Raw genomic sequence first — 26,034 nt, forward strand, 5'->3', positions numbered from 1 at the left:
AGGAGTCTATCCAATGAAGCTGCAACGACTGTTGTCTCTCGCCTGCGTCACGGTTGCCGTGACTTTCGCCGGCTTCTCCGGCACCGCGTCGGCGCAAACGCCGGACGTGCTGAACGTGGCCACCGACGCCACCTTCCCGCCCATGGAGTACACCGAAAATGGCGCACGCACCGGCTTCGACGTGGACCTGATGAATGCGCTCGCCAAGGCGATGGGCAAGAAGGTGCAGTGGACCGACATCGACTTCAAAGGTCTGATTCCTGGCCTGATCGCCCACCGTTTCGACGCGGCGATTTCCGGCATCTACATCACCGACGAACGTGCGAAGGTGGTCGACTTCACCGACTCCTACTATGCCGGAGGCCTCGTCGTGCTGGTGAAGAGCGATTCGCCTATCAAGTCGGTGGAAGAACTGAACGGCAAGAAAGTCTCGGTCCAGGTGGGCACCAAATCGGTCAACTTCCTGCGCGACAACTTCCCGCAGATCAATCGCGTGGAAGTCGAAAAGAATCAAGAAATGTTCGATCTGGTCGGCATTGGCCGCGCTGACGCCGCCGTAACCGGCAAGCCGGCCGCCTATCAACTCGTGAAGACGCGCGGCGGTTTCCGTGTGCTCGACAAACCGCTTACGACCGAAGCGTATGGCATTGCCGTGCGTAAGGACGAGCCGCAACTGAAGGCCGCGTTCAATGCGGCGCTCGCGAAGATCAAGGCCGACGGCACGTATGCGACGATCGTCAAGAAGTGGTTCGGCGCAACGGCGCAATAACCGGCTAAGCGAACCCAATGGAACTCGATTTTTCGCCGGTCATTGCCGGCTTGCCGGACATCTTGCACGGCGCCGTGGTGACGGTCGAAGTGACCGCCGCCTCGCTCGCGCTGAGTTGCGTGCTGGGCCTTCTGATCGGCATCGGCCGGCTTACGCCGAAACGGCGCATCGTGTACGGATTTTGCACTGCGTACCTGACGTTTTTCCGCGACACGCCGCTGCTGGTGCAGCTTTTTCTGTTGTTCTTCGGCTTGCCGCAATTCGGCATTCTGTTGCCGGCGTTTGTGTGCGGCATGTTGGGACTCGGCTTGTATTCGGCGGCTTACGTTTCGGAGATCGTGCGTGGCGCGATTCAGTCGGTAGACCGCGGACAGATGGAAGCGGCGCGTTCCATCGGCATGTCGTCGGGACAGGCCATGCGCGCGATCATTCTGCCGCAAGCCATCGTGCGGATGATCCCGCCACTCGGCAACGAGTTCATTGCGTTGATCAAGAACTCGGCGCTGGTGTCGCTGCTGACCATCGACGATCTGATGCATGAAGGGCAGAAGATCATCAGCGTGTCGTACCGCTCGCTCGAAGTGTATCTGGCCATCGCGCTGGTGTATCTGGTGTTGACGCAGGCGACCAATTACGCGCTGCATCGTGTCGAGCGTCATTTGCGCGCGGGAGGGATGGTGCAATGAATACCGTGACCAGCCTCAATGAACCTATCGTCAGCATTCGCGGACTAACAAAGTCGTTCGGCTCGCATACGGTACTCAACGGCATTGACTTCGATATTCAACCGCAACAGGTTGTGGTGGTGATCGGACCGAGCGGCTCGGGCAAGAGTACGTTTCTGCGCTGCTGCAACGGGCTCGAGCAGGCGGAGGGCGGCACGATCGATATCTGCGGGCATCGACTGGTCGATCAGGGGGAGATGCTCAAGGAGCGTTCGTTGAACGAGTTGCGCACCGAAGTCGGGATGGTGTTTCAGTCGTTCAATCTGTTTCCGCATCTGTCGGTGCTACATAACATTACGGTCGGCCCGCGCATGTTGCGCGGCGCCAGCAAGGCCGAGGCTGAAGCGGCCGCGCTCGCGTTGCTGGAGAAAGTCGGACTTGCGCACAAGGCGCACGTGATGCCGGCGAGCTTGTCGGGCGGTCAAAAGCAACGCGTTGCGATCGCCCGCGCGCTGGCCATGCAGCCTCGCGTAATGCTGTTCGACGAGCCGACTTCCGCGCTCGATCCCGAACTGGTCGGCGAGGTGCTGCAGGTGATGAAGTTGCTTGCGAGCGAGGGCATGACGATGGTGGTCGTCACACACGAAATGGGTTTTGCGAAAGAAGTCGCCGACGTAGTGGTGGTGATGGACGGCGGCGTGATCGTCGAAGCAGGCCCTCCGGCAGAGATTTTCTCCGCGCCTTCGCAGCCACGCACGCGAGCTTTCTTGCAGGCGGTGTTGTCGCGCGCATGAGAGCTCCATTCGATGACAAAGTGTGGGCGGGCCGCTCGGACGACGGCGAGCCCGGCGACACGCGGCGAGTTTTCAATCAGATCGTGCCGTTTGACAGTTCGCTTCGTGCCCATGGCGATACGACGGTGGTTGTTGGCTTCGGCTCCGATGAGGGAGTGCGCCGCAATCAAGGCCGCACCGGCGCGGCGCATGCGCCGAAGGAATTGCGGCGCGCGCTGGCGGGCTTGCCCGCTAAGAATTCGATGGCGATGCTTGCCGACGCGGGCGACGTTGCATGCGACGACGGCGACCTCGAAGGCGCGCAATCCGAATTGGCAAACGTGATCTGCGAGGTGCTGGCGAGTGGTGGCCGGCCCTTGGTATTCGGTGGTGGGCATGAGGTGGCGTGGGCAACTTGTTGTGGTTTGCGTTTGCATCAGCATCGGCGTGAGGCTGACGAATCCGCTACGTCTCGCAAACTGCTCATCATCAACTTCGACGCGCACTTCGACCTGCGCCAGAATCGTCCCGCGAACTCAGGCATGCCGTTCGATCAGATCGCGAACGACTGCGCGGAGCGCGGCGTGCCATTCAATTACGTCTGCTTCGGCATCAGCGATCTGGGCAACACGGCTTCGCTGTTCGCGCACGCGCAGCGGCTCGGCGTTCGCTACGCACTCGACGTCGACATGCAGGAAGTGCAACTGCCGCTACGCTTGCAAGAACTCGATCTGATGCTGGACGAAGCGGACGATGTCTATCTGACCATCGATCTCGACGTGCTTCCTGCGGTCACCGCGCCGGGCGTCTCGGCGCCTGCGACGCTGGGCGTGTCTCTCTCCGTGGTCGAGGCGATGGTGCGGCGTGTCCGTGGCTCGGGCAAGCTGCGCGCGGCGGATATCGCGGAGTACAACCCGTCGCTCGATCAGGACAGGCGCACCGCGAGGGCGGCGGCGCGATTGGCTTACCGCTTGCTCTGAGGGCGCATCTGCACAGCGGCAACCGGCGGTTGGGCGGGTGCCGCGATCCGGAAATGGGTGCCGGACCGCCCGCATGCGCCGCTCGTGCAAGCGTAGGACCATATTCAGCAACACTGTGTTCAAACCAGCCAACCTTGACGCTGTGCGTATGCACATATAGACTCCACCACATGAACCGTCCCATCTCCTACGACGAATGCAACTGCTTCGCGCTGCGCCAGGCGGCCCGGCACGTCACGCAAATCTACGAGCGCCATCTCGGCGAGGTAGGCCTGACGGCTGCGCAGTTCACGATTCTCGCCAAGCTTGCGCGCATGCCGAATCTGCCCATGGCGGATCTGGCGGACGCGATGGTGATGGAACGCACCACGCTGGTCCGCGCCATGAAGCCGTTGCAGCGCGACGGTCTGGTGGTGGCCGAAGCGGCGGAGTATGACGGCCGCACGTTTTTATTCAGCCTGACGAAAAAGGGCGAAACCACGTTCGATCAGGCCGCCATCGCCTGGCGCGCCGCGCAGGACGAGTTCGAAAAGAAGTTCGGCCACGCGCGAGCCAAAACGCTGCGCGCCGAACTCTTCAGCATCACCGGCTAGTTGAGGCGTACCCGCCCGTTCCGGCGAGCATTGGTCCGCCTGCTTATGTGCATACGCACTCACAAACGAGGAAGTGCAGCAATGGAACGATTCTTCGACGACGACTGCTTTGCCATCCGCCAGGCCGCGCGCTATGTATCGCAGATATACGACCGGCACCTGGCGAATGTCGGGCTGACCATCACGCAGTTTTCGCTGCTGGGACGGCTCAAACGCACCGGCCCCATGACGATGAAGCAACTGGCTGAGACCATGCGCATGGAACGCACCACCCTGGTCCGCACGATCCAGCCGCTGCGCCGCAACGGCCTCGTGTCGAGCGAGGCGCTCGGCGCCGACGCGCGCGCGCTGACGATCGCGCTCACGCTGGCAGGCGAAGAGCGCCTCAAGGCGGGCGGTGAACATTGGCATGCCGCGCAAGCCGAATTCGAGCATCGTTTCGGCGAACGGCGCGCGGCGGCCTTGCGAGGCGAATTGTTCGCCATCACACGGGATTCAATCTGAAGTCGCGGCTACGGCGACGCACGGCCGGCGCGATCCACGCGCTTTTTTTTCAACGCAACGAGTGCATGCGCACATATCGACATCATGTCCACTACTCCATCGACAATTGCCCCGCCGAGCGCGGCGCAGACCGCCAAACCGGCACGCCGCATTCCGTGGATGCTGCTCGCGATCATCACGGTCCTTGCCGTGCTGGCGCTCGCGGCGTCGTACTGGTTCTTCGTCGGCCGCTTTGTCGAGACGACTGACGATGCCTACGTGGGCGGCGATGTCACCGTGATGGCGCCGAAGGTGAACGGCTTCGTTACGGATGTGCTGGTCCACGACAACCAGTTCGTCCACGCGAACGACGTGCTGATCCGGCTGGATGCGCGCGACTACGACGCGCGGCTCGCGCAGGCCACGGCGGAAGTGCAGAGCGCACAAGCCTCGGTGACCGAACTGCAGGCGAAGAAGTCCTTGCAGCTCGCCACCATCAACGAGCAGGCCGCCGAGGTTCGCGCGTCCGGCGCAGAACTGACGCGCAGCGCCGCGGACCAGACGCGCTACCGCGAACTGGTGAAGGACGACGCGGTATCGAATCAGGTCGTCGAACGCGCGGAAGCCGATCTGACCAAAGCACACGCGGCGGTCGATCGCAGCAGCGCGGCGCTGATCGCGGCGCAACGCCAGATCGCCGTGCTCGACGCGCAGATCGGCGACGCCGAGGCGCGCATCGCGACCGCGCAGGCCGCCCAGCGTGTCGCGGCGCTGAACGTGGAGTACACGACGATTCGCTCGCCGATCGACGGCTATGTCGGCAATCGCACGGCGCGTGTCGGCCTGCTGGCGAACACCGGCGTATCGCTGCTGACCGTGGTGCCGTCGAGCGGATTGTGGATCGACGCCAACTTCAAGGAAGACCAGTTGAAGAAGATGCGCGTCGGCGACGGCGTCGATGTCGATCTCGACGCATCGAGCACGCCGATTCACGGCGTGGTGGAAAGTCTGGCGCCGGCCACCGGCGCGACGTTCAGCGTGCTGCCCGCCGAGAACGCCACCGGCAACTTCACGAAGATCGTGCAGCGCGTGCCGGTGCGTGTGCGGCTCGATGTGCCGAAGTCCATGCAAGGCGTGCTGCGCCCCGGCTTGTCGGCCACGGTGAAAGTGCATGTCGATAGCGGCAACACGCCGGCGCGCGGATGAGCCGATCATGACTCAAGTTCTCGCCAACCCCGCCGACCTGCCGACGCGAATCAAAGTCCTGGCGTTCACGTTGATGTGCGTCGGGTTTTTCATGGCGACGCTCGATATCCAGATCGTGGCGTCGTCGCTCAAGGACATCGGCGGTGGCTTGTCCGCGAGCCAGGACGAACTCTCGTGGGTGCAGACCTCGTATCTGATCGCTGAAATTCTGGTGATCCCGATGTCAGGCTGGCTCACCCGAGTGTTCTCCACACGCTGGGTGTTCGCGTTTTCCGCGCTCGGCTTCACGGTCACCAGCATGCTGTGCGGTCTCGCGTGGGACATCAACTCGATGATCCTGTTCCGCGGTTTGCAGGGCGCGCTCGGCGCCGCGATGATCCCGACGGTGTTCACCACCGCGTTCGTGCTGTTCCCCGGCAAGCAGCGCCTGATCGCCTCGACCACCATCAGCGCGCTCGCCACGCTCGCGCCGACCATTGGTCCGGTGATCGGCGGCTGGATCACGTCGCAATGGTCGTGGCATTGGCTGTTCTATCTCAACCTCGTGCCGGGCCTCGCCGTCACGCTGTTGGTGCCGAAGTACGTGCATTTCGACAACGTCGATCTGTCGCTGCTGAAGAAAGGCGATTACCTGGGCATCCTTCTTATGTCCGGTTTTCTCGGGTGCCTCGAATACGTGCTGGAGGAAGGGCCGCGCAAGAACTGGTTCGGCGATCACGTGATCCTGACGTGCGCGTGGATCACCGCGATCTGCGGGTTTCTGTTCCTCGTCCATGCCTTTACCGCGAAAGAGCCGATTGTCGATTTGCGCGCGTTGGCGATCCGCAACTTCGGCATCGGCAGTCTGCTGTCGTTCATCACCGGGATCGGGATTTTCTGCGCGGTGTTTCTGACGCCGGTGTTCCTGTCTCGTGTGCGCGGCTTCGATTCGTTGCAGATCGGCGTGGCGTTGCTGTCGGTCGGCTGTTTTCAACTGGTCGCGATGGTGGTGTATTCGGTGGTCGCGCGCTTTATCGACATGCGGATTTTGCTGGTGTTCGGCCTCGTGCTGTTCGGCGTCGGCTGTTATCTGTATGTGCCGCTGACCAATCAATGGGGCTGGCAGGAGTTGCTGATTCCGCAGGCGTTGCGCGGCATCGGCCAGCAGTTCTGCATTCCACCCATCGTGACGATGGCACTGGGTTCGTTGCCGATGTCGAGGCTGCGCTCCGCCAGCGGCCTGTTCAACCTGATGCGTAACCTCGGCGGCGCGATCGGCATTGCGGTGAGCAGCACGATGCTCAACGACCGCCTGAACCTGCACTACGAGCGGCTCGATGAACATCTGAACGTAGGCCGTCCGGTGGTCGAGTCGATCTTGCAGCAGCAAAGCGCGCATTTCGCGGCAGTGGGAGGCAACGTGCTGAACGCCGCCAACGCCGGACTCGGTGAACTGCATGCGTTGCTGATGCGTGAAGCTCTCGTGCTCACGTTCTCCGACACCTTCTTCGCCTTGTCCCTGTGTTTCCTGGTCGGCCTGCTGAGCGTGCTGTTCTCGCGCCCGTTCGGCAACACCGCACCGCCGCCCGATGCCCATTAAGGAATTCAACATGAAACCGATCCTTGTCAAAGTACTGGCGAGCGCCGCCTTGCTGACGCTCGCGGCTTGCGCGGTGCAACCGGAAACGCACGCCGATTTGCCGCAAACCGTGAAGACCGTCGCGCCCGCCGCGTGGAATGTCGACGCGCCGCAAGACAGCGTGAGCGCCAACGCGTGGTGGGACCAATTCGGCGACCCGGTCATGCATCAGCTGGTCGAATCGGTGTTGACCGGCAATCTCGATGTGCAGGCAGCGGTGGAGCGCGTAAAGCAGGCGCAGGATCTGGTGAAGCAGAATCGCGCCGCTCTGCTGCCTGAGTTGAACGCGAGCGCGACCGCGTCCGACTCGCGTCAGAACACGCCGCCGCCGCTCGGTTATGTGCGCCAGGCCGGCGTCGGCTTGACGGCGAGCTGGACGCCCGACGTATTCGGCGGCGAACGTCTTGCCGTGCTGGCGGCGCAGGCGCAGGTGTCGGGACGCCAGTCGGCGTTGAACGAGGTGCGCCTCGCGCTCGCGGCGAATACCGCGGCAGCGTATATCGATCTGCGCTGGGCGCAATCGCAGTTGCAGATTCTGAGCGACAACGAGCAGATCCGCGCACGCGCGCTGAAGCTCACGCAGCAGCGTCTGCGCTATGGGCTGTCGACGCAACTCGACGTCGCGCGCGCGCAGAATCAGCTCCAGGATTTGCAGGCGCAGATTCCGCGCGTGCAATCGGCGGTGCAGCATCAATTGAGTCTGATCGCGGTGTATTCGGGGCGCACGCCGGAGAGCGTCGACAGCTTGCTGCTCGCCAATGCACGCGATATTCCGGTGCCCGCGCAAAGCGTGCCGCAGATGCTGCCCTCGGAAGCGCTCCTGCAGCGTCCCGATGTGCGTACCGCGTACGCGACCGTCGAGCAACGCGCGGCGGAAGTGGGCGTGTCGAAAGCGCAGCGCTATCCGCAGTTCCGGCTCAATCTCGCCGACGGCCTGCTGGCCTCGTCGTACCTCGGCTTGCCGACGCTGACCGACAACCTCTTCAGCGCCGCCCTGAACGCGACGAGCCCGATCTTCAACGCGGGCCGCATCACCGCGAATATCGACGCGAGCGAAAGCCGCATGCGCGAATCGCAACTCGGTTTGCAGCAAACCATGCTGCAAGCGCTGAAGGAAATCGAGGACAACCGCAGCGATCTGGTGAGCGGCGCGGTGCAGGTGCAACGTCTTGGCGGCGCACTCGATGCGTCGAACCAGGCGCTGCATTTGTCGAGCGAACTGTACAAGGGCGGCGCGGCGGATTTTCTCGACGTGCTCACCGCGCAGGAGGCGTATCTGCGTGACGCGGTGACCTTGAACCAGGCCAAGCGCGAGCATGCGCTCTCGGCGGTCGCGTTGTACCGGTCGCTCGGCGGCGGCTGGGATGTGCCTGACGCGGTCACGGCGGTGTCGTCGAACAACTGATCGGGTGATCGACTGATGCACGGGCGTGGCCAATGTGGTATTGAACCAACTGGAGAGAAACGATGGCGAATCAACGAGAAGTAGTGATCTGCAATCCGGTGAGAACGCCGATCGGCGCATTCGGCGGGGCGTTGAAGGACGTGCCCGCAACCGGGCTCGGCGCGGTCGCCGTGCGTGAGACGTTGCGCCGCAGCGGGCTCGACGCGGCCGAGTTGGCATCGGTCGTGATGGGCAATGTAATTCAGGCCGGCAACAAGATGAATCCGGCGCGCCAGGCGTCGATCGGCGGCGGTGTGCCGGTGGCCGTGCCGGCATTGACGGTCAATCGCGTGTGCGGTTCGGGCGCGCAAGCGATCGCATCGGCGGCTCAGGAAATTTTGCTGGGTCTCGGCGACGCGGCCGTGGCCGGCGGCATGGAAAACATGGACCGCGCGCCGTATCTGCTCGACGGCGGCCGCTGGGGCTATCGCATGGGCAACGCGCAAATCCACGACAGCCTGCTGCGCGACGGCCTGAACGACGCGTTTTCCGGCGAGCATTCCGGGTGGCATACGGAAGACCTCGTTGCGCAATTCGATATCACGCGTGAAACTCAGGACCGTTGGGCCGCGCGTTCGCAGCAGCGCTTCAGCGAAGCCCAGGCGCGCGGCGATTTCGACGCCGAACTGGTTGGCGTGGAAATAGCCGGGCGCAAAGGCCCGCAGCATTTCACGCGCGATGAACAGCCGCGTCCCGACACCACGGTGGAAACGCTCGCGAAACTGCGTCCGGCATTTCGCCCCGACGGCACCATTACTGCGGGCAACGCGCCCGGATTGAACAGCGGAGCGGCCGCGATGCTGGTGGCCGAGCGCGGTTTCGCAGAAGCACGCGGGATCGCGCCGCTCGCGCGCCTCGTGTCTTATGGCGTCGCCGCGGTCGAACCCGGCATGTTCGGCCTCGGTCCCGTTCCGGCGGTGCAGATGGCATTGGCGCGAGCCGGTTGGCAACTGCACGATGTCGAGCGCTTCGAAATCAACGAAGCGTTTGCCGCCGTGCCGATCGCGGTCGCGCGCAAACTCGGCATTGCGGACGAACTGATCAACGTGCAAGGCGGCGCGATTGCGCATGGTCATCCGATCGGCGCGACGGGCGCCGTGCTGACCACGCGCCTGCTTCATTCGATGCAGCGCGATGGACTCAAACGCGGCATCGTGACGTTGTGCATTGGCGGCGGTCAGGGCATCGCGTTGGCATTGGAAATGCTGTGAGTCTGAACCGATAGCGGCAGGGTGCGTCGGCGTGCGCAATACATGTCGATGCACCTCGCTGCGATGCCTGAAATGCGCGATGCATCAACCGTGGTGCATTCGTGGGTACTAGAGTGCCGGCCCATATTTAAAGATTTTATTCCGGCATCGGTTTCGTTTAGCATCACTGCCACTTTCACAAGAACACCACGAGACATGGCACTGATCGTTAGAAACCTCCTCGGCATTGCGGTACTGCTGCTCATCGCTTTTATCTTTTCCAGCAATCGGCGCGCTATCCGCTTACGGACTGTAATCAGCGCGTTGCTGGTGCAAATAGGCATCGGCGCATTCATTCTGTTCGTGCCCTTCGGCAAGTCGATCCTCTCGGGCGCAGCGGCCGGCGTCAATCATGTGCTCGGCTACGGCAACGCGGGCATCGAATTCCTGTTCGGCGGACTCGTGCAAGCGAAGATGTTTCAGGTCTTCGGCGACGGTGGTTTCGTATTCGCCGTGCGCGTGCTGCCGGCCATCATCTTCGTCACGGCGTTGATCTCCGTGCTGTACTACCTCGGCGTGATGCGCTGGATCGTGATCGTGCTCGGCACGGTATTTCAGAAGCTGCTCGGCGTGTCGAAGATCGAATCGTTTTCCGCGGTCACTACGATTTTTCTCGGCCAGAGCGAAATGCCCGCTGTCGTCAAACCGTTCACGGCCGAGATGACTGGTGCCGAATTGTTCGCGGTGATGTCGAGCGGCATGGCGGCTGTCGCCGGTTCGGTGCTGGCGGGTTATGCGGGCCTCGGCGTGCGCATCGAGTATCTGCTGGCGGCGTCGTTCATGGCGGTGCCGGGCGGCTTGCTGTTCGCGAAGATCATTCACCCTTCCACCGAACCGAGCCGTGTGCATCTGGAGAACCTCAACTTCGACGAGAAGCGTCCCGCCAATATCATCGAAGCCGCGAGTTCCGGCGCGACTGTCGGCCTCAAAATCGCCGTGATGGTCGGTGCGATGCTGATCGCGTTCGTCGGGCTGATTGCGTTGCTCAATGGAATTGTCGGCGGCGTGGGCGGCTGGTTCGGTCATCCGCAACTGTCGATGCAATCGGTGCTCGGCGTGATATTCGCGCCGCTCGCCTATCTGATCGGCGTACCCTGGAACGAGGCCACGATCGCCGGCAATTTCCTCGGCCAGAAAGTCATTCTCAACGAGTTCGTCGCTTATGCGTCGCTGTCGCCGTATCTGAAAGACGCCGCGAGCGTGACCGCCGCCGGTCTGGCGGCGCTCGATCCGCGTACCATTGCTATCCTGTCGTTTGCGTTGTGCGGCTTCGCAAACTTCTCGTCGATCGCGGTGCTGACGGGCGGCTTTAGCGCCGTCGCGCCGGGACGCCGTGCCGAAGTCGCGCGTTACGGCCTGCGTGTCGTGCTCGCCGCGACGCTCTCGAACCTGATGAGCGCCACGATTGCGGGCATGTTCATTACGCTGAATTGAATCGAGGATTGCTGGATGAATATGGAACAACTGTTGGAACGCGCGGGCGTCGCGCGAGAAAAGGCCTATGCGCCTTATTCGAAATTCAAGGTCGGCGCGGCGTTGCTGACCAAAGACGGCCAGGTGTTCGACGGCTGCAACGTCGAGAACGCCTCGTATGGTTTGTGCAATTGCGCGGAACGTACCGCGTTTTTCAGCGCCATTGCGGCGGGTTATCAGCGTGACCAGTTCGCCGCGCTCGCGGTGATCGGCGATACGGACGGTCCGATCGCGCCGTGCGGCGCATGCCGCCAGGTGATCATCGAACTGGGCGGCCCTGAACTGCCGATTCGCCTCGGCAACCTGCATGGCGCCACGCGCGACACCACCGCACGCGAACAATTGCCGGACGCGTTCTATCTATGAGCAAGCACAAGGTCATCTACGACACCGACCCGGGCGTGGACGATGCAATGGCGCTCGTGTTTCAGGCGTTGCATCCGGATATCGAACTGCTCGGTCTGACGAGCGTATTCGGCAACGCCCCGATCGAAGCGACCACGCGCAACGCGCGCTTTCTCGCCGGACGGTTCGCCGCCGGCGTGCCGGTCGCGCAAGGCGCGGCGGCGCCGCTCAAGCGCAGCGCGCCCGAGCCGCTCGCATGGATTCACGGCGACAACGGGCTCGGCAATATCGTGTTGGATACAACGGACGAGGCCCCGCTCGATGCACGTCCCGCGCACCGCTTTATCATCGACACGGTGCGCGCGCATCCCGGCGAAGTGACGCTGCTCGCCGTGGGCCCGCTCACGAACCTTGCGCTCGCGCTCGCCGACGATCCGCAGATCGCCGCCCTCGTCAAACAGGTGGTGATCATGGGCGGCGCGTTCGGCACGAACGGCGTCCTCGGCAACGTCACGCCCGCGGCCGAGGCCAATATCCTGGCGGACCCGCACGCCGCCGACATCGTGTTCGGCACGGCGTGGCCGGTCGCGATCGTCGGGCTGGACGTCACGCAGCCCACCATCATGAGCCGCGAGTATCTGGCTTCGCTGCGCGAGCGCGGCGGCGCGGCCGGTCAGTTCGTATGGGAAGTGTCGCGGCACTACGAGGCGTTTCACGAGCAAAGCGCGCAGCTGGCGGGCATCTATGTGCATGATTCGTCGGCGGTGGCCTATGTGCTGGCGCCGCATCTCTATACAACGCGCAGTGGCCCCGTGCGTGTATTGACGGACGGCATCGCGGTGGGCCAGACCATCCAGAAGCCATCGACCATGCCTGTGCCCGCGCCGGCCTGGGATAGCCGGCCCGACTGCCAGGTGTGTATCGAGGTGGATGTGCCGGGTATGCTGGCGCTATACGAGCGCACCGTTTGCGGCACGCTGTGAAAGAGACGCTTACCTGACGCATTCGCGGCATTGCCTGATTTGACCAGAGGTAAGCCGCTGTGCAATGCAACACGCCGGTTCACGGCAATCCTGGCCGGTGCCGATCTTCAATCTTTGCTACATTCTGCACACGCACTGCATTCGCGCCCCCTGAAACCCCGGCTCGTGGACGCAAGCGCGTGATCGAAATCTCTCAAGAGGCCAAAGATGCGAATTCTAGTAGTAGGGGCGGGCGCCGTAGGCGGCTATTTCGGCGGGCGTCTCGCAGCGGCGGGCCAGGACGTGACCTTCCTCGTGCGTCCCGGCCGGGCGGAAAAGCTCAAGCGTGACGGGCTTGTCATCAGCAGCGTGCGCGGCGATCTCAAGCTGCCCGATCCGCAAACAATTCTCGCCGGCGTCAGCGCCGAGCCCTTCGGTCTGGTGCTGCTGAGCTGCAAAGCCTTCAGTCTCGACGACGCCATCGACTCCTTTGCGCCGCTCGTCGGCGAATCGACGCTGATTCTGCCGATGCTCAACGGCATGCGCCATATCGAGGTGCTCAACGAAAAGTTCGGCGCCGCGCGCGTGCTGGGCGGCCAATGCGTAATCGCCGCCACGCTCAACGCCGAGCAGCATATCGTGCATTTGAACGACACGCACGCGATCACTTTCGGCGAACAGGCCGGCGGCGCGTCGGAACGTGTTCAGGCAATCGCCGAAGCCATGGGCGGCGCGAATTTCGACGCCGTGATCAGCGACAACATCTTGCTGCGCATGTGGGAGAAGTGGGTCTTCCTGGCCACATTGGCGGCCGGCACGTGCTTGATGCGCGGTTCGGTCGGCGATATTCTGGCTGCGCCGGACGGCAAGCGCGTGATCGAGAATCTGCTGGGCGAGTGCCGCGCCGTGGCCGAGCACAACGGCTTCACCATGGGCCCGGACTTCGACGCACGCGCTACGCAAACGCTCTTCACGCCTTCGCCGCTCACCGCGTCCATGTTGCGGGATGTGGAAAACCACTCGCATACCGAGGCGGATCATATTCTCGGCGATCTGATTTCGCGCGGCGGCGATGCGCAAAAGGGCGAGCACGGTTTGTCGTTGCTGCGTATCGCCTATAGTCATCTGAAGACGTACGAAGCGAGGCAGGCCCGCACGTCCTGAGCGATGCCACGGGCACGAATCGGGACTTCGCGGGCATGGCGAACAGCCTAACGTTCAGAGGTGAAGCATGCCGAGTCCCATCGGATCAGTGCCCGCACTCAGTGCCGCTTCGGCCACGATCTTCTCGATCGGTATCGTCTTTCTCGGCTACTGGGGTTTGTATGAGCCGACACAGTGGCGAGTCGCCGACGTCTTCGTGCTCGTGTCCGCGCTGATCGGTTTCGGCTGCCTCGGGCTCGTGCCGTGGGTCGCCACGAGTCCTGTCGAACCCGAAGGCAGCGATAGCCGGATTCGCATTGCGCGGCATCTGTTTCTTGTCGGCGTGGCGGGGATCTGGCTTGCGGTGGCGATGTCGGTGATTTTCTAGAACGACACCCACGCTCACGCATCAAAAACGCGCGCCTTGCACAGTTGCAAGGCGCGCGTTTTCGTTGATGCGCAATCAGTCAGCGCTTAGCGCTCGATTTGCCGGTTCCAGCGCGTATCCCACTGCGCGCGGTGCGCGTTGATCGTGTCCCAATCCACCACCGTCACCTTGCGCACCAGATCCTCGACGTTGCCGAGGCTCTGCTGCATCGGCGGTGTCATCTTCGCGAGACGGTTAGTGGGAATCTGACGGCCGGCTTCCGCGGCTTTGGTCTGCGCCGGCGCGGACAGCAGGAATTGCGCGAGCTTCTGCGCCAGTTGCGGATCGGGGTTGTTGTTGACCACGCACAGGTCGACCAGCAGCAGCACCGGACCTTCCTTCGGATTCACATACCCGACCGGAATGCCCTTGTCCGCCAGATCGCCCACGGCGGTCGGCGTCAACGGGAACAGGCCCGCTTCGCCGGTCTGGACCATTTCGGAAATCTTCGCCGAATTCGGCACGTACTCGACCACGTTCGGTCCAACCGTGCTCGCCCATTTCGTGAAGCCCGGCTCCACGTTCTGCTCGCTGCCGCCCATCAAACGGTTGATGGCGAGAAAGCCGTGCAGGCCGAAAGTGCTGCTCGACGCCGACTGGAACACCACCTTGCCCTTATATTTCGGATCGGCGAAATCCATCCACGAGGTCGGCGGCGCCCAGCCTTTTTCAGTGAACAGTTTCTTGTTGTAGGCAATGCCGGTCATGCCGAGTTGCACGCCCGCGCCCATGTCGTCCTTCATGCGCGCGAACGGATAGAGTTCCTTGAGCACGGGCGCGTCGTCGAGCTTCTTGCACACGCCCATGCTGACCGCGCGCGCCATTACGCCGTCGTCGAGAAACACCACGTGAATCTGCGGGCTGGCCTTGTTGGCGAGCAGCTTGGCGAGAATGTCCGACGACGTGCCCGGCACCACGACCACCTTCACATTGTTGGCTTTCTCGAAGTCGGGCAGCACCTGGCTCGTATAGGCCTTCTCCATCGGGCCGCCGTTCATGCCGATGTAGATCGTCTTGGTTTGCGACCAGGCCGGCGCGGCCGCGCCGAATGCACACAATGCGGCCAGCGCCGCGAGCGTCTTGAACAGTTTCATTGAGGGCTCCTGAGGTTCACTATACGAAAACTTAAGCGACCGGCGAGGTCGCGACAGCAGCAAAACGGCCAATCGAAAAAGCGTCGAGTGGCGTGGCGGTGGCGCCGTCGACGACGAGATCGGCGAGTACTTCGCCGACGCCCGGCGCGAGCAGGAAGCCGCCGCCTGAGAAACCGAATGCATGCAACAGACGCGGCACGGTACGGCTCGCACCGATGATCGGATTGCTGTCCGGCGTTTCGCCTTCCACGCCGCTCCACGTGCGGATCAGCAACGCCTCGCGCAACGCGGGCAGCAGCGCGCACGCGTCGCGCATCACGGCGCGCGTGGTGTCCGTCGACGGCTGGCCGTATTCGCCGTCGCCATGTCCGCGTCCACCGCCGATCACGCAATTGCCGCGCGCCACTTGCCGGGCGTAGATGCCGCCGCCATACACGCCCAGGTTGTGCGTGATGAAAGGCGGCAGCGGTTCGGTGACCCACATGTTCGGGTAGATCGGCTTCATCGGCGCGGTTTCGCCGAAGTAACCCGCCACCGTATTCGCCCACGCGCCCGCCGAATTGATAAGCCAGTCGGCGCTGATGCGCGTGTCGCCGGCGCGCAGTTGAAAGCGCGTGCCGTCGTGATGAATGTCGGTGAGTTCGGTTTGCTCGCGCACATCCGCACCGGCGGCCTGCGCTGCGCGCGCGAAGGCGGGCGACACTAGCCGCGGGTTCGCATGACCGTCGGTCGCACACAGCGAGCCGCCCACGGCCGCCGGCCCGAGCCACGGGTACCGCTGGCGGAACGCCGCGCCGCTGACCAGTTGCGCGTGCAGTCCATAATCGCGCGCCATGTCGGCCCACGTCTGCAGCGCGGCGAGATCGCTTTCGCTGCGCGCGAGGCGCAAATGTCCCGACACCGTGAACTCGCCGTCGATGCCGATCAACTCCGGCAAGCGGTCCCAGATGCGCCGTGCGCGGATGGCGAGCGGCATCTGTTCGACCGGTCGCCCCTGACAGCGCACGCCGCCGTAGTTCACGCCGCTCGCCTGCGCGCCGCAATAGCGCCGCTCGAACAGGCCGACGCGCAAGCCGCGCTTCGCGAGCGCCAATGCAGCCGATGAACCGACCAGGCCGCCGCCCGCAATCGCGACGTCGTAATGCAGCGTGTTACTCATCGCGCGCCTCCGCGGGAATTTCGGCGACGTCGTCGGCATACATTTCCGGCGCGAGCGGAATCGGTTTGACGGGCGGCTGGCTGCGCAAACGGCCGACCGCGTCGAGCGGCTTGCCGGTTTCCTCGGCGAGCAGGGTCAGCGCGGCTTCGCCGCACATGCGTCCCTGGCAGCGGCCCATGCCGACCCGCGTGAGCGCCTTCAGCCGGTTGATCTCATTCGCTTCGCCGCCGCGAATGCAGCGCCGCAACGTACCCGCGTCGATCTCTTCGCAGCGGCACACGGTCATGTCGTCGGGCCATTGCGCCGCGCAGTTGGCCGGCGGCGCGAAGGCCATTTCGATGCCTTCGCGAAACACTGCGATACGTTTCAGACTACGCTCGATCGATGCAGCGTCGGGCATGCCCGGACCACGCGGATGCGCCATGCCGATGTCGTCGAGCAAGGCGAGCGCGGCGCGGCGGCCGGCCAGTTCGGCGGCGTCCGCACCGGCGATGCCGGCGCCGTCGCCGGCAAGATAGAGGCCGCGCACGGAACTGCGTCCCGCCGGGTCCACTTCAGGCAGCCAGCATCGGTTGGTCGCGTCGAAACGGAAGCGGCAGCCCGCGAGATCGGCGAGTTGCGTTTCGGGTTTCAGGCCGAAGCTCACGCCGACCGCGTCGCATGCAATGGTTTCGGTCGGCGAGCCTTCACGCGAAGGGCGCCATTCGAGCGCTTGCACGCCATCCACGCCGCGAATGCCCACCAGCGTCACATCACGCTCGATCCGCACGCCATGCGTTTTCAGCCAGCCGACGTAGTACAGACCTTTAGCGAAAGTGGACGGCAGGCGCGCGAGTTTCGGCGCCGCGGCGATCTGCTGCGAGAGCGGATTCGTGTCGAGTACGGCCACGACTTGCGCGCCGGCTTTCACGTACTGATACGCCACGAGATATAACAGTGGTCCGGTGCCGGCCAGCACGACGCGTCGGCCGATCGCGCAGCCTTGCGCCTTCAGCGCGACCTGGGCCGCGCCGAGCGTGTAGACGCCGGGGAGAGTCCAGCCCGGCACCGGCAGCACGCGGTCAGTCGCGCCGCTGGCGATGATCAGATGCGAGAACGGCACGCGCAGCTCGCGTCCCGCGTGCAAGGTATCCAGGCGACCGGCTTCACAGGCCCACGCGAGCGTGTCGGGACGATAGTCGAGATGAGGCAGAAGCGCGGCCATGGTCGAATGCAAGGCTTCGGCCTTGTGCGCTTCGAAACCGTAGAGCGTTTTTTTCGAGCGCTCGAAGCCGCCGTTCGCCGGCGGTTGTCGATAAATCTGACCGCCCCAGCGCGCGTTTTCATCGATCACGATCGGCTTCACGCCAGCCGCTACCAGCGTCTCGGCGGCGCGTACGCCCGCCGGCCCGGCGCCGACGATTACGATGCGGCGTTCGTCGCTCATCGGGCGTCTCCGGTTTCATGCGCGGCGCCGGCACTGGTTTCTACAGTGGCGAGCCGAGTGAGCACGCGCATGCCTTCGGTCACGAGCGTCGAGCACGCGCGCACGCGTTTGCCGTCTTCGGTGCGCATCCAGCAGTCCTGGCATGCGCCGATCAGGCAGAAGCCCGCCCGCGGCGCGCCGCTGAATTCGCTTTCGCGCAGGCGGCGTTGCTGCATCAGCACGGCGGTCAGCAGCGTATCGCCTTGCAGCGCTGCGACTTGCTGGCCATCGATAAAGAAGTGCAGCGGTTCGCGTCGCGTTTCCGCCAAACGGATGAACTGCGATGCGGCGATTCGGGTGGACGGCAACGTGGACGGCATGAGAGCGTGGTCGGAAGAAGACATCAGTGCTGGCCGATCAGAATGCGGTTCAGGCCATACACGCGGTCGAGCAGCAGCATCGCGCCACCGGTGATGAAGATCACCAGCGCGGAGACGGACGCCATCATCGGATCGATCGATTCGGTGGCGTACATGTACATGCGCACCGGCAGCGTGACGGTTTGCGGCGAGGTGACGAAGATCGACATCGTCAATTCGTCGAAGCTGTTGATGAAGGCCAGCAGCCAGCCGCCGGTAATGCCCGGCAGAATCATCGGAAAGGTGATGCGGCGAAACGTGGTCCACGGATCGGCGCCGAGCGAGTGCGCGGCATGCTCGACGCTGCGGTCGAGGCCGCTCACGGAAGCCAGCACGAGCCGCATCACGAACGGCGTGATGATGATCATGTGCGCGAGCACGAGCCACGCGAACGAGCCGGTCGCGCCGATCAGCGCGAAGAAGCGCAGCAGCGCAATGCCGAGTACGAGGCCGGGAATCACGAGCGGCGACAGCAACAGGCCATTAAGAAAGCTGCGCCCCGGAAAACGCGCGCGGCCGATCGCGAGCGCGGCGGGCAGCGCCACGATCAGCGACAGCGTCGCCGAAGCGAACGCCAGCTTCAGGCTGTTGAAAAACGCGCCGATGAAATCCGGGTAATTGAGGATCGCGCGAAACCAGCGCAATGAGACGCCGTGCGTGGGTAGCGTGAGCGTTTCGTCGGGCGTGAAGGCGACCAGCACGACGATCACGAGCGGCGCGAGCACGAACGCAATCACGAGCGAGTGGAAAATCAGCGCGATGGGGCCGTTCTTTCTCATGATGATTTCACTGAATGTGCCGACGAGAGGGCCGAAAAATTAACCGAGGCTTCTGGTGTACTTACGTTCCAGAACCCGGTAGTACGTGAGCATCACGATCAGATTCGCGACCAGCAGCAGAAGCGCGATGGTCGCGCCGAGCGGCCAGTTCAGCGAGCCGAGGAACTCGTCGTAGACGGCGGTGGCGGCGACTTTCAGGCGCCGTCCGCCGAGCAGGCCTGGAATCGCAAACGCGCTCGCCGACAAGCCGAACACCATGAGGCTGCCCGACAGAATGCCAGGCGTCAGTTGCGGCAGGACGATGCGGCGCAGCGTGGTGGCCGGCGACGCCATCAGCGACAGCGCGGCATTTTCCGTTTGCGGGTCGAGCTTCTGCAACGCGGTCCACACTGGAATCACCATGAACGGCAGCATCACGTGCACAAGTGCGATGACGATCGCGAAGGTGGTGTACTCGAGCTTGTACGGCCCGAGTCCGGCCAGACCGAATGCCTGGTTCACGAGGCCGTTGGTGTTGAGCAGCATGCTCCAGCCGAACGCCCGCACCACCACCGACACCAGCAGCGGAGCGAGAATCATCAGCAGGAACATCGAGCGGTACGGATCGCGCATTCGAGAGAGCACATACGCTTCCGGCGTGCCGATCACGATGCACAGCAGCGTCACCAGAAACGCAATGCCGAAGGTGCGCAAAAAGATGGTGTGGTAGTACGACGAGCTCAGCACTTCCGCGTAATTGCCGAACTGGAACGCGGCGATCGGCCCGCTGGCCGGATCGAAGCGATAGAAGGTCAGCACCAGCGTCATCAGAAGCGGCACCAGCACGAGTGCCACGAACAGGAGAAAGGCCGGCGCGCACATCAGCCAGAGCGGCAAAAACGCATGCCAGGGCGCGCGGCGGACGTTACCGGATTTCATGTCGGGATTGTCGGCGGCGGGGAGCGTACTAGCCATGATGCGCGTCCCGTTGAATGAAGCGGATCGCCTCGCTGTTCCAGTCGACGCCGACGCTCGCACCTTCGGCCAGCGGTTCCGTGCCTTCGTTCTGACAGCACACCAGCACTTCGCCAAGGCGGCTGTCCAATCGGTACAGCCATTGGCTGCCGAGGAAGAAGCGGCTCGTCACGGTGGCCGGCACACGTCCCGCGTTCGGTGGGCACAGACGCAGTTTTTCCGGACGGATGCACAAAGTCACGGCGTCACCGACGCCGACCACGCGCTCGCGCGCCGGCAATTGCGCCGTGTGTCCCGTTTCCGCGAGATCGTGGCCGAGGTCGATGCGGATCGCGTCGCCGTCGCGCGCCACCACGGTGCCCGGCAGCATGTTGGCCTTGCCGATGAACTGCGAGACGAAGCGATTTTCCGGGCGCTCGTACGCTTCGTACGGCGTGTCGATCTGCGTGATGCGGCCGGCTTCCATCACCACTACGCGATCGCTGATCGACAGCGCTTCGGATTGATCGTGCGTCACCATGATGGTGGTCGTGCCGATCTTGCGTTGAATGCCGCGCAGTTCGAACTGCATGTCTTCGCGCAATTTGGCGTCGAGATTCGACATCGGTTCGTCGAGCAGCAGCACCGGCGGCGCGATCACGATGGCGCGGGCAATCGCCACCCGTTGACGCTGACCGCCGGAGAGTTCACGCGGAAAGCGATGCGCGAGCGCATCGAGGCGCACCAGCGACAGCGCTTCGCGAATACGCTCCTTGCGCTCGGCCTTGTCGATATTGCGCATCTCCAGCCCGAAGCCGACGTTGTCGGCGACGCTCATGTGCGGAAACAGCGCGTAGCTCTGGAACACGATGCCCAAGCCGCGCTTGTTCGGTTTCATGTGCGTGATGTCGCGGCCGTCGAGCGTGATGCGTCCGCGCGTCGTCTCGACGAAGCCCGCGATCATCTGCAAGGTGGTGGTCTTGCCGCAGCCGGACGGCCCGAGCAACGAAACGAACTCGCCTTTTTCCACCGACAGGTTCACGTCGGCGACTGCCTGCAGATCGCCGAACGATTTCGTTACGTCCGTGAGTGTGAGGAACGACATGATCTGGCCTTTGGATGGTTCGACACCGGTTCAACCGACTACTGCCTCGATGACGCCGACTCTAGCTAGCCAAATTACCGTCAGTCAATTTCAAATTCCGTTTAACGGTATAAGATTGGAAAAAATTCCGATAAATGGAATGTATCCGTTAAAACGATGGCAGGTGTTCCGCTGTATAGTCTCCGGAAAATCCCTATGAATCATTGACGCAACGTTGCTGATCGGGAACGCCGCCCTGATTCCACTGACGGATATAACGCTTTATAGTGTTCCAATCAGTGAAATAATTGAACGAGATTGAAATGAACCCTACCGCCAAACGAGATACTCCCACCGACACCGCGGACACAGGCGGCGCCCCCGGCCCCGGCATGCTGGAGCGCGCGTTCGCGGTCATCCGCGCATTGTCCGAAGCGCAACCGGACGGTGGACGCGTCACGCGTCTCGCGAAAGCGGTCGGGCTGACACAGGGCACCGTGCATCGCATCCTGCATGCGTTGATCGCTGAGGGCATCGTCGAACAGGACGAAAGCTCCAAGCTGTACCGGCTGAGTGTGGATTTTTTCGCGCTCGCGGCGCAGGCCGGCAACCCGAGCGGCATGCGCACGCTGTGCCGTCCCGCGTTATTGCGTCTATGCGCCAGTCTCGGCGACACGATCTTTCTGCTCGTCAAAAGCAGTTTCGACGCGGTGTGCCTCGACATCTGCGAAGGGCCGTTTCCGATCCGCTCGTTCACCGGCGATATCGGCGGGCGCGTGGCTTTGGGAGTCGGGCAGGGCAGTCTGGCGATTCTCGCGTTTTTGCCCGAGGCGGAGCGCGAGGAGATCATCCGTTTCAACGTGCCGCGCATTCGCGGCTACGGCGTGCTCGACGAAGTGTATTTGCGCACCGAGATCGAACGCGTGCGCCAGTTGGGCTACGCGGGCCGCAATAGCGGCGTGCTTGACGGCATGGCGGGCGTGGCGGTGCCGATTCTTGACCGCGCGGGAGTGGCGGTGGCGGCGTTGAGCGTCGGCACGCTGGCCGCGCGTCTCGGCGACGATCGTCTGCCGATGGTGGTCGAATTGCTGCGGCGGCAGGCCGATGCGATCGGCCCGCAAACCAATCCTTTCGATGTCGCGTTGCGCCGGCCGATGCATGGCTTGTCGCGCGCGATGACGACTGAACGGATCACCGGCTGAGCGCATGCGCGATGACGAGGCAGCGCGCAAACCACGCCGCCTCGTTCCGCTTAGAACACCTTCACCGGCACGTTCACAACCAGTCGGTACTCCATGTTGTTGCCGTCCGAGTAGTGAGACTGGCTGTTGTGCCACATCGCGATGAACGTGACCTTCGTGTCCTTGAAGCGTCCGCTTTGCAGCGTGTAGCTTGGAATGAAACCGAACTCGTGATGATGGCCATGCACCGGCTCGCCGTTCTTCCAGTACAGATCATGCAGCGGCGCGGAAGGCGAGGCATTTTCCGCCGCACCCGCTGACGCATCCGCGCCCCAGCCGTATTGCCCCCAGAACATCGCCTTGAGCCCGGGGACGCCGGCGTATTTGCCGTCGAACGTGTAGCGCAATTGCAGCGACTGCTCGTGCGGCGCGTTGTAGTCCACGTCCATCGAGTTGGTCAGGTAGATACCGTTGGTCTCGTTCACGTAGTCGAAGAACTGGTCGCCGAGCACCTGCTGGTAGCCGAGCAGCAGCGCATGCGGGCCGTGCTGCGCGGAGACCGACACGCTGTACGCATTGCTGTTGATGTGCCCCTGACGCGACGCGCCGGTGTCGTGCGTCGAGTAGATGTTGGCAAGACCGCTCCACTTGATGGCGGTCGGATCGCCGAACGATTGCGCAACAGAACCGTAGTACTGACGCCAGACGTCGTCGGCCTGATCGACGTACAGCGCCATTTCGCCGTTCTTCGCATAGTGCCACGTGCCGCCCACATAAGTCAGGCGATCGATCCGCGTGCCGCCGTACGAGGTGGTGAGATTGGTCAGATTGGTGTGGCCGCGCGCGTCGACTTTGGTGAAGCTGCCGGCCTGAAGCTCAGTGTGCGCGAGATCGTTGCTGACCATCGAGACGCCGAGGAAGGTCGGCGGCAACGCGCGGTTGTCGTGCGGTTCGAGGAACGGGTTCGTCACGTCCTGCAAACCATACTTCACGACCGTTTCCGAAATGCGCCCCTTGATGTCGTACATGCCGGGATACGCCCACGCGAGCTGTTGCGAACCGCCACCGTCCTTGCCCACGTGCACCATGTTGCCCGCTCCGTTGCCGCCGTCGAGCTTGAGCGCGCCGAACAGCGACGCATCGACGCCGAAGCCGACCAGCCCTTGCGTGTAGCCGGACTCAAAGTTGGCCTGCGCGCCCTGGACCCACGCGTGACGGTAGATCGTGTTGGGCGCCTGGAAGTAGTCGGAGTAGTTGCGAAACTGCAGATTCAGATGGCTGTCCGCGATGAAACCCTTGCTCGCTGCCTGGCTCGACAGCGGCGCGGGCGGCGTGACTGTCTGACTGGCCTCGGCGTTGACGATGGCGTTGGTGGTGTCGGGCTGGTCGTTACGCACCTGGCCGCCTTGTTCGGCGCGGCGCTTGCCGGACGAGTTGTTTTGCTGCGTCGGTGTGGTTTGCGCGAGTTGCGCGGGGGACGACAACGTTTGCGCGACCGTTTGAGTTTTAGACGCCTCGGAGGTGGGCTCCGTGACGCCGTCGTCGGCATACGCGTTTGCAGCCAATGTCAGTGCGGGAAGCGTGAATGCGCAGTAAAAGAACGTTGCTGCTCCGGTTTTTTTTGACCGGTTTTTTGATCGGGTATCTTTCATTGAGTACGTCTCTGATTATTGTGGTGAATCTTTGGCTGGCGGTTAGCCAGTCCATGCTTATCGCTCGTTCCGCAGTTGGCAGGACGAACGAATCCAGCGGCGCGACGGCCCGCCGCGCCGGGAATACGGTTTAATCTTTCAGGTTCTTCGGTGTGCTGGCGGTGCGCCAGCGGCACTTAGCTCACGGTGTCTTCCACGCGAATACACGCGACCCGTGTCGCCCTCGCGCCGTGCGTGACGGGTTGCGGTATCTCCCGGGCACAGGCGTCGATTGCATCCGGGCAGCGCGTGCGAAACGCGCAGCCGGAAGGAGGATTGAGCGGCGAGGCAATTTCGCCGCGCAACAGCAGATGACGGCGCGCGCGCTCCACCACCGGATCGGGTACCGGCACGGCCGAGAGCAACGCCCGCGTATAAGGATGGCGCGGCGTGCCATACACCTCGCGCTTGTCGCCGAATTCCATCACACGACCCAGATACATCACCAGCACGCGGTGGCTGATTGCTTTCACCACGGCCAGATCGTGCGCGACGAACAGCAGCGAGAGCGACAGTTCGCGTTGCAGATCGCGCAGCAAGTTGACGATCTGCGCCTGGATCGACACGTCGAGCGCGGACACCGGCTCGTCGCAGATCACCAGTTGCGGTTCGCCGATCAGCGCGCGCGCAATGCCGACGCGCTGACATTGGCCGCCGGAAAACTCGTGCGGATAACGGCGCAGATGCTGCGCGTTGAGGCCGACACGTTCGAGCATGGTCAGCACGCGCCGCTGTACATCGGCACGGGCGATATCCTGGCCGTGCGTCATCAACGGTTCGGAAACGATCTGTTCGATCGTCATGCGCGGATCGAGCGAGGCGAGCGGGTCCTGGAAAATCATCTGCACGTCGCGGCGCAAACGCGAAGTATCGCGGCGTGCGCCGGGCAGCACGGTTTCGTCGCCGAGCCAGCGCACGCTGCCGCTCGCCACCGGCGCGAGTCCGATGATCGCGCGCGCAAGCGTCGACTTGCCGCAACCCGATTCACCGACCAGTCCCACGGTTTCGCCGCGCCGCACGTTGAACGACACGCCGTCCACCGCGCGCAGCGTCGCTTTGCCGGACCACGGAAAGCCGCCGCGCGGCACGCCGAATTGCACCTTGAGATTGTCGACGCGCAACAACGTTGCCGCGTCGTGATTTGCAAGCGGAGTGGTGTTCATACGTGTTGTGCCTCGAGAATTTCACCCACCGGGCGATGGCACGCGCGCAGCGCGTCGACGTGATCAGCGGAGGCGGCAAGCGGTGGCCGCGATTCACGGCAACGATCGGTGCAATACCCACAGCGCGGCGCGAAGGCACAACCCGCACCGACTTCGCCGGGCAGCGGCGGATTGCCAGGAATGGTTTGCAACGGACGGTCGTCGTCATCGTCGGTGAGGCGCGGCAGCGCGTTCAGCAGGCCGAGCGTGTACGGATGCGTCGGCGCGGCGAATAGCGCGGCGGCGCTGGCCTGCTCGACGGTCTGGCCCGCGTACATCACCATCACGTCGTCGCACAGGCCGGCCACGACGCCCATGTCGTGCGTGATCAGAATGATCGCCGTGCCGCGTTCGCGATTCAGTTCGCGCAGCAGTTCGATGATCTGCGCCTGCACGGTCACGTCGAGCGCGGTGGTGGGTTCGTCGGCGATCAGGATTTCGGGCTCGGAGAGCAGCGCCATCGCGATCATCACGCGCTGGCGCATGCCGCCCGAAAACTCGTGCGGGTACATGCCGATACGGCGCGCGGCATCGGGAATGCGCACCGATTCGAGCGTTTCGATCGCGCGGCGGCGCGCTTCGCGGCGCGACATCTTGCGATGCAGTTGCAGCGTCTCGGTCATCTGCCGTTCGATCGTCAGGAACGGATTCAGCGAGGTCATCGGGTCCTGAAAGATCATGCCGATGCGGTCGCCGCGAATCTTGTTCAGCGAGGCTTCGTTCATGGTCAGCAGGTTCTCGCCGCGATAAGTCGCGCTGCCCGATACCTTGCCGTTGCCGGCCAGAAGGCCAAGAAGCGCCATCACGGTCTGGCTCTTGCCTGAGCCCGATTCGCCGACAATGCCGAGCGTGCGGCCCGCCTCGAGCCTAAACGACACGCCTTGCACCGCGTCGACGGGTGCGCCTTCGCGGCGCGTAAAGCGCACGCTGAGGTCTTTGACTTCGAGTAGCGGCAT

26 protein-coding genes are annotated in these 26,034 nt (G+C 63.4%); 16 read left to right on the forward strand and 10 right to left on the reverse strand.

Annotated elements, in window-relative coordinates; translation table 11 throughout:
* The first annotated feature begins 13 nt into the window (after positions 1-13).
* From B0G75_RS03830 to B0G75_RS03900, 15 genes are all read left to right on the forward strand, one after another.
* Positions 14-769: a transporter substrate-binding domain-containing protein gene (locus tag B0G75_RS03830; RefSeq protein ID WP_106300754.1), complete on the forward strand. Its 756-nt coding sequence runs from the start codon at positions 14-16 to the stop codon at positions 767-769.
* A gap of 17 nt (positions 770-786) precedes the next feature.
* A complete protein-coding gene (locus B0G75_RS03835; protein WP_106300756.1) occupies positions 787-1,455 on the forward strand; it encodes an amino acid ABC transporter permease in 669 nt (222 codons plus the stop codon).
* A complete protein-coding gene (locus B0G75_RS03840) occupies positions 1,452-2,228 on the forward strand; it encodes an amino acid ABC transporter ATP-binding protein (protein ID WP_106300758.1) in 777 nt (258 codons plus the stop codon). Before B0G75_RS03835 ends, B0G75_RS03840 begins: the two co-directional genes overlap by 4 nt.
* A complete protein-coding gene (hutG, locus tag B0G75_RS03845) occupies positions 2,225-3,187 on the forward strand; it encodes a formimidoylglutamase (RefSeq protein ID WP_106300760.1) in 963 nt (320 codons plus the stop codon). Before B0G75_RS03840 ends, hutG begins: the two co-directional genes overlap by 4 nt.
* 170 nt (positions 3,188-3,357) lie before the next feature.
* A complete protein-coding gene (locus B0G75_RS03850) occupies positions 3,358-3,780 on the forward strand; it encodes a MarR family winged helix-turn-helix transcriptional regulator (protein WP_106300762.1) in 423 nt (140 codons plus the stop codon).
* An 81-nt stretch (positions 3,781-3,861) separates the two neighbouring features.
* Entirely contained in the window at positions 3,862-4,284 is a 423-nt protein-coding gene (locus B0G75_RS03855) for a MarR family winged helix-turn-helix transcriptional regulator (RefSeq protein ID WP_012426307.1), read from the forward strand.
* 84 nt (positions 4,285-4,368) lie between these two features.
* Positions 4,369-5,469: an HlyD family secretion protein gene (locus B0G75_RS03860; RefSeq protein WP_181309153.1), complete on the forward strand. Its 1,101-nt coding sequence runs from the start codon at positions 4,369-4,371 to the stop codon at positions 5,467-5,469.
* Between the two features lie 7 nt (positions 5,470-5,476).
* Positions 5,477-7,048 carry a DHA2 family efflux MFS transporter permease subunit gene (locus tag B0G75_RS03865; protein ID WP_106300766.1) on the forward strand — a complete coding sequence of 524 codons (1,572 nt, stop codon included), beginning with the start codon at positions 5,477-5,479 and terminating at the stop codon, positions 7,046-7,048.
* Positions 7,049-7,058: 10 nt separating this feature from the next.
* Positions 7,059-8,492, forward strand: coding sequence for an efflux transporter outer membrane subunit (locus tag B0G75_RS03870; protein ID WP_106300768.1), 1,434 nt, complete (start codon positions 7,059-7,061; stop codon positions 8,490-8,492).
* Positions 8,493-8,554: 62 nt separating this feature from the next.
* Positions 8,555-9,742, forward strand: coding sequence for a thiolase family protein (locus B0G75_RS03875; protein ID WP_106300770.1), 1,188 nt, complete (start codon positions 8,555-8,557; stop codon positions 9,740-9,742).
* Between the two features lie 195 nt (positions 9,743-9,937).
* Positions 9,938-11,215, forward strand: a complete 1,278-nt coding sequence (locus B0G75_RS03880) for a NupC/NupG family nucleoside CNT transporter (protein ID WP_106300772.1) — start codon at positions 9,938-9,940, stop codon at positions 11,213-11,215.
* A gap of 15 nt (positions 11,216-11,230) precedes the next feature.
* Positions 11,231-11,620, forward strand: coding sequence for a cytidine deaminase (locus B0G75_RS03885; RefSeq protein ID WP_012426313.1), 390 nt, complete (start codon positions 11,231-11,233; stop codon positions 11,618-11,620).
* A complete protein-coding gene (locus B0G75_RS03890; protein ID WP_106300774.1) occupies positions 11,617-12,582 on the forward strand; it encodes a nucleoside hydrolase in 966 nt (321 codons plus the stop codon). The genes B0G75_RS03885 and B0G75_RS03890 overlap by 4 nt, the downstream gene beginning before the upstream one ends.
* A gap of 207 nt (positions 12,583-12,789) precedes the next feature.
* Positions 12,790-13,725 (forward strand): 2-dehydropantoate 2-reductase, encoded by a 936-nt coding sequence (panE, locus tag B0G75_RS03895; protein ID WP_106300776.1) that lies wholly within the window; start codon positions 12,790-12,792, stop codon positions 13,723-13,725.
* A 67-nt stretch (positions 13,726-13,792) separates the two neighbouring features.
* Complete coding sequence (locus tag B0G75_RS03900) at positions 13,793-14,092, forward strand: hypothetical protein (protein WP_106300778.1); 300 nt, start codon at positions 13,793-13,795, stop codon at positions 14,090-14,092.
* A gap of 86 nt (positions 14,093-14,178) precedes the next feature.
* Here the strand turns inward: B0G75_RS03900 and B0G75_RS03905 are convergent, their stop codons facing one another.
* From B0G75_RS03905 to B0G75_RS03935, 7 genes are read right to left on the reverse strand one after another with little or no spacing between them, the layout of a single operon-like run.
* Positions 14,179-15,225: an ABC transporter substrate-binding protein gene (locus tag B0G75_RS03905; RefSeq protein ID WP_106300780.1), complete on the reverse strand. Its 1,047-nt coding sequence runs from the start codon at positions 15,223-15,225 to the stop codon at positions 14,179-14,181.
* 31 nt (positions 15,226-15,256) lie between these two features.
* Positions 15,257-16,384 (reverse strand): FAD-binding oxidoreductase, encoded by a 1,128-nt coding sequence (locus tag B0G75_RS03910; protein WP_106301870.1) that lies wholly within the window; start codon positions 16,382-16,384, stop codon positions 15,257-15,259.
* Positions 16,377-17,810 carry an NAD(P)/FAD-dependent oxidoreductase gene (locus B0G75_RS03915; RefSeq protein ID WP_106300782.1) on the reverse strand — a complete coding sequence of 478 codons (1,434 nt, stop codon included), beginning with the start codon at positions 17,808-17,810 and terminating at the stop codon, positions 16,377-16,379. The genes B0G75_RS03910 and B0G75_RS03915 overlap by 8 nt, the downstream gene beginning before the upstream one ends.
* Positions 17,807-18,193, reverse strand: coding sequence for a (2Fe-2S)-binding protein (locus B0G75_RS03920; RefSeq protein WP_258194215.1), 387 nt, complete (start codon positions 18,191-18,193; stop codon positions 17,807-17,809). Before B0G75_RS03920 ends, B0G75_RS03915 begins: the two co-directional genes overlap by 4 nt.
* Entirely contained in the window at positions 18,193-18,987 is a 795-nt protein-coding gene (locus B0G75_RS03925; RefSeq protein WP_106300786.1) for an ABC transporter permease, read from the reverse strand. Before B0G75_RS03925 ends, B0G75_RS03920 begins: the two co-directional genes overlap by 1 nt.
* A gap of 39 nt (positions 18,988-19,026) precedes the next feature.
* Complete coding sequence (locus B0G75_RS03930) at positions 19,027-19,941, reverse strand: ABC transporter permease (RefSeq protein WP_106300788.1); 915 nt, start codon at positions 19,939-19,941, stop codon at positions 19,027-19,029.
* Positions 19,934-21,025, reverse strand: a complete 1,092-nt coding sequence (locus B0G75_RS03935; RefSeq protein ID WP_106300790.1) for an ABC transporter ATP-binding protein — start codon at positions 21,023-21,025, stop codon at positions 19,934-19,936. The genes B0G75_RS03930 and B0G75_RS03935 overlap by 8 nt, the downstream gene beginning before the upstream one ends.
* A gap of 302 nt (positions 21,026-21,327) precedes the next feature.
* Here B0G75_RS03935 and B0G75_RS03940 point away from each other — a divergent pair, with 302 nt between their 5' ends.
* Positions 21,328-22,206 (forward strand): IclR family transcriptional regulator, encoded by an 879-nt coding sequence (locus tag B0G75_RS03940; RefSeq protein ID WP_106300792.1) that lies wholly within the window; start codon positions 21,328-21,330, stop codon positions 22,204-22,206.
* A 50-nt stretch (positions 22,207-22,256) separates the two neighbouring features.
* On the opposite strand, the gene B0G75_RS03945 is transcribed toward B0G75_RS03940, so the two are convergent.
* The 3 genes from B0G75_RS03945 to B0G75_RS03955 form a co-directional block, all read right to left on the reverse strand.
* Positions 22,257-23,837, reverse strand: coding sequence for an OprD family outer membrane porin (locus B0G75_RS03945; RefSeq protein WP_106300794.1), 1,581 nt, complete (start codon positions 23,835-23,837; stop codon positions 22,257-22,259).
* Positions 23,838-24,013: 176 nt separating this feature from the next.
* Positions 24,014-25,039 (reverse strand): ABC transporter ATP-binding protein, encoded by a 1,026-nt coding sequence (locus tag B0G75_RS03950; protein ID WP_106300796.1) that lies wholly within the window; start codon positions 25,037-25,039, stop codon positions 24,014-24,016.
* Positions 25,036-26,034 carry an ABC transporter ATP-binding protein gene (locus tag B0G75_RS03955; RefSeq protein WP_106300798.1) on the reverse strand — a complete coding sequence of 333 codons (999 nt, stop codon included), beginning with the start codon at positions 26,032-26,034 and terminating at the stop codon, positions 25,036-25,038. The genes B0G75_RS03950 and B0G75_RS03955 overlap by 4 nt, the downstream gene beginning before the upstream one ends.

The sequence above is a fragment of the Paraburkholderia sp. BL18I3N2 genome (assembly GCF_003001875.1).
Taxonomy (GTDB): Bacteria; Pseudomonadota; Gammaproteobacteria; order Burkholderiales; family Burkholderiaceae; genus Paraburkholderia; species Paraburkholderia phytofirmans.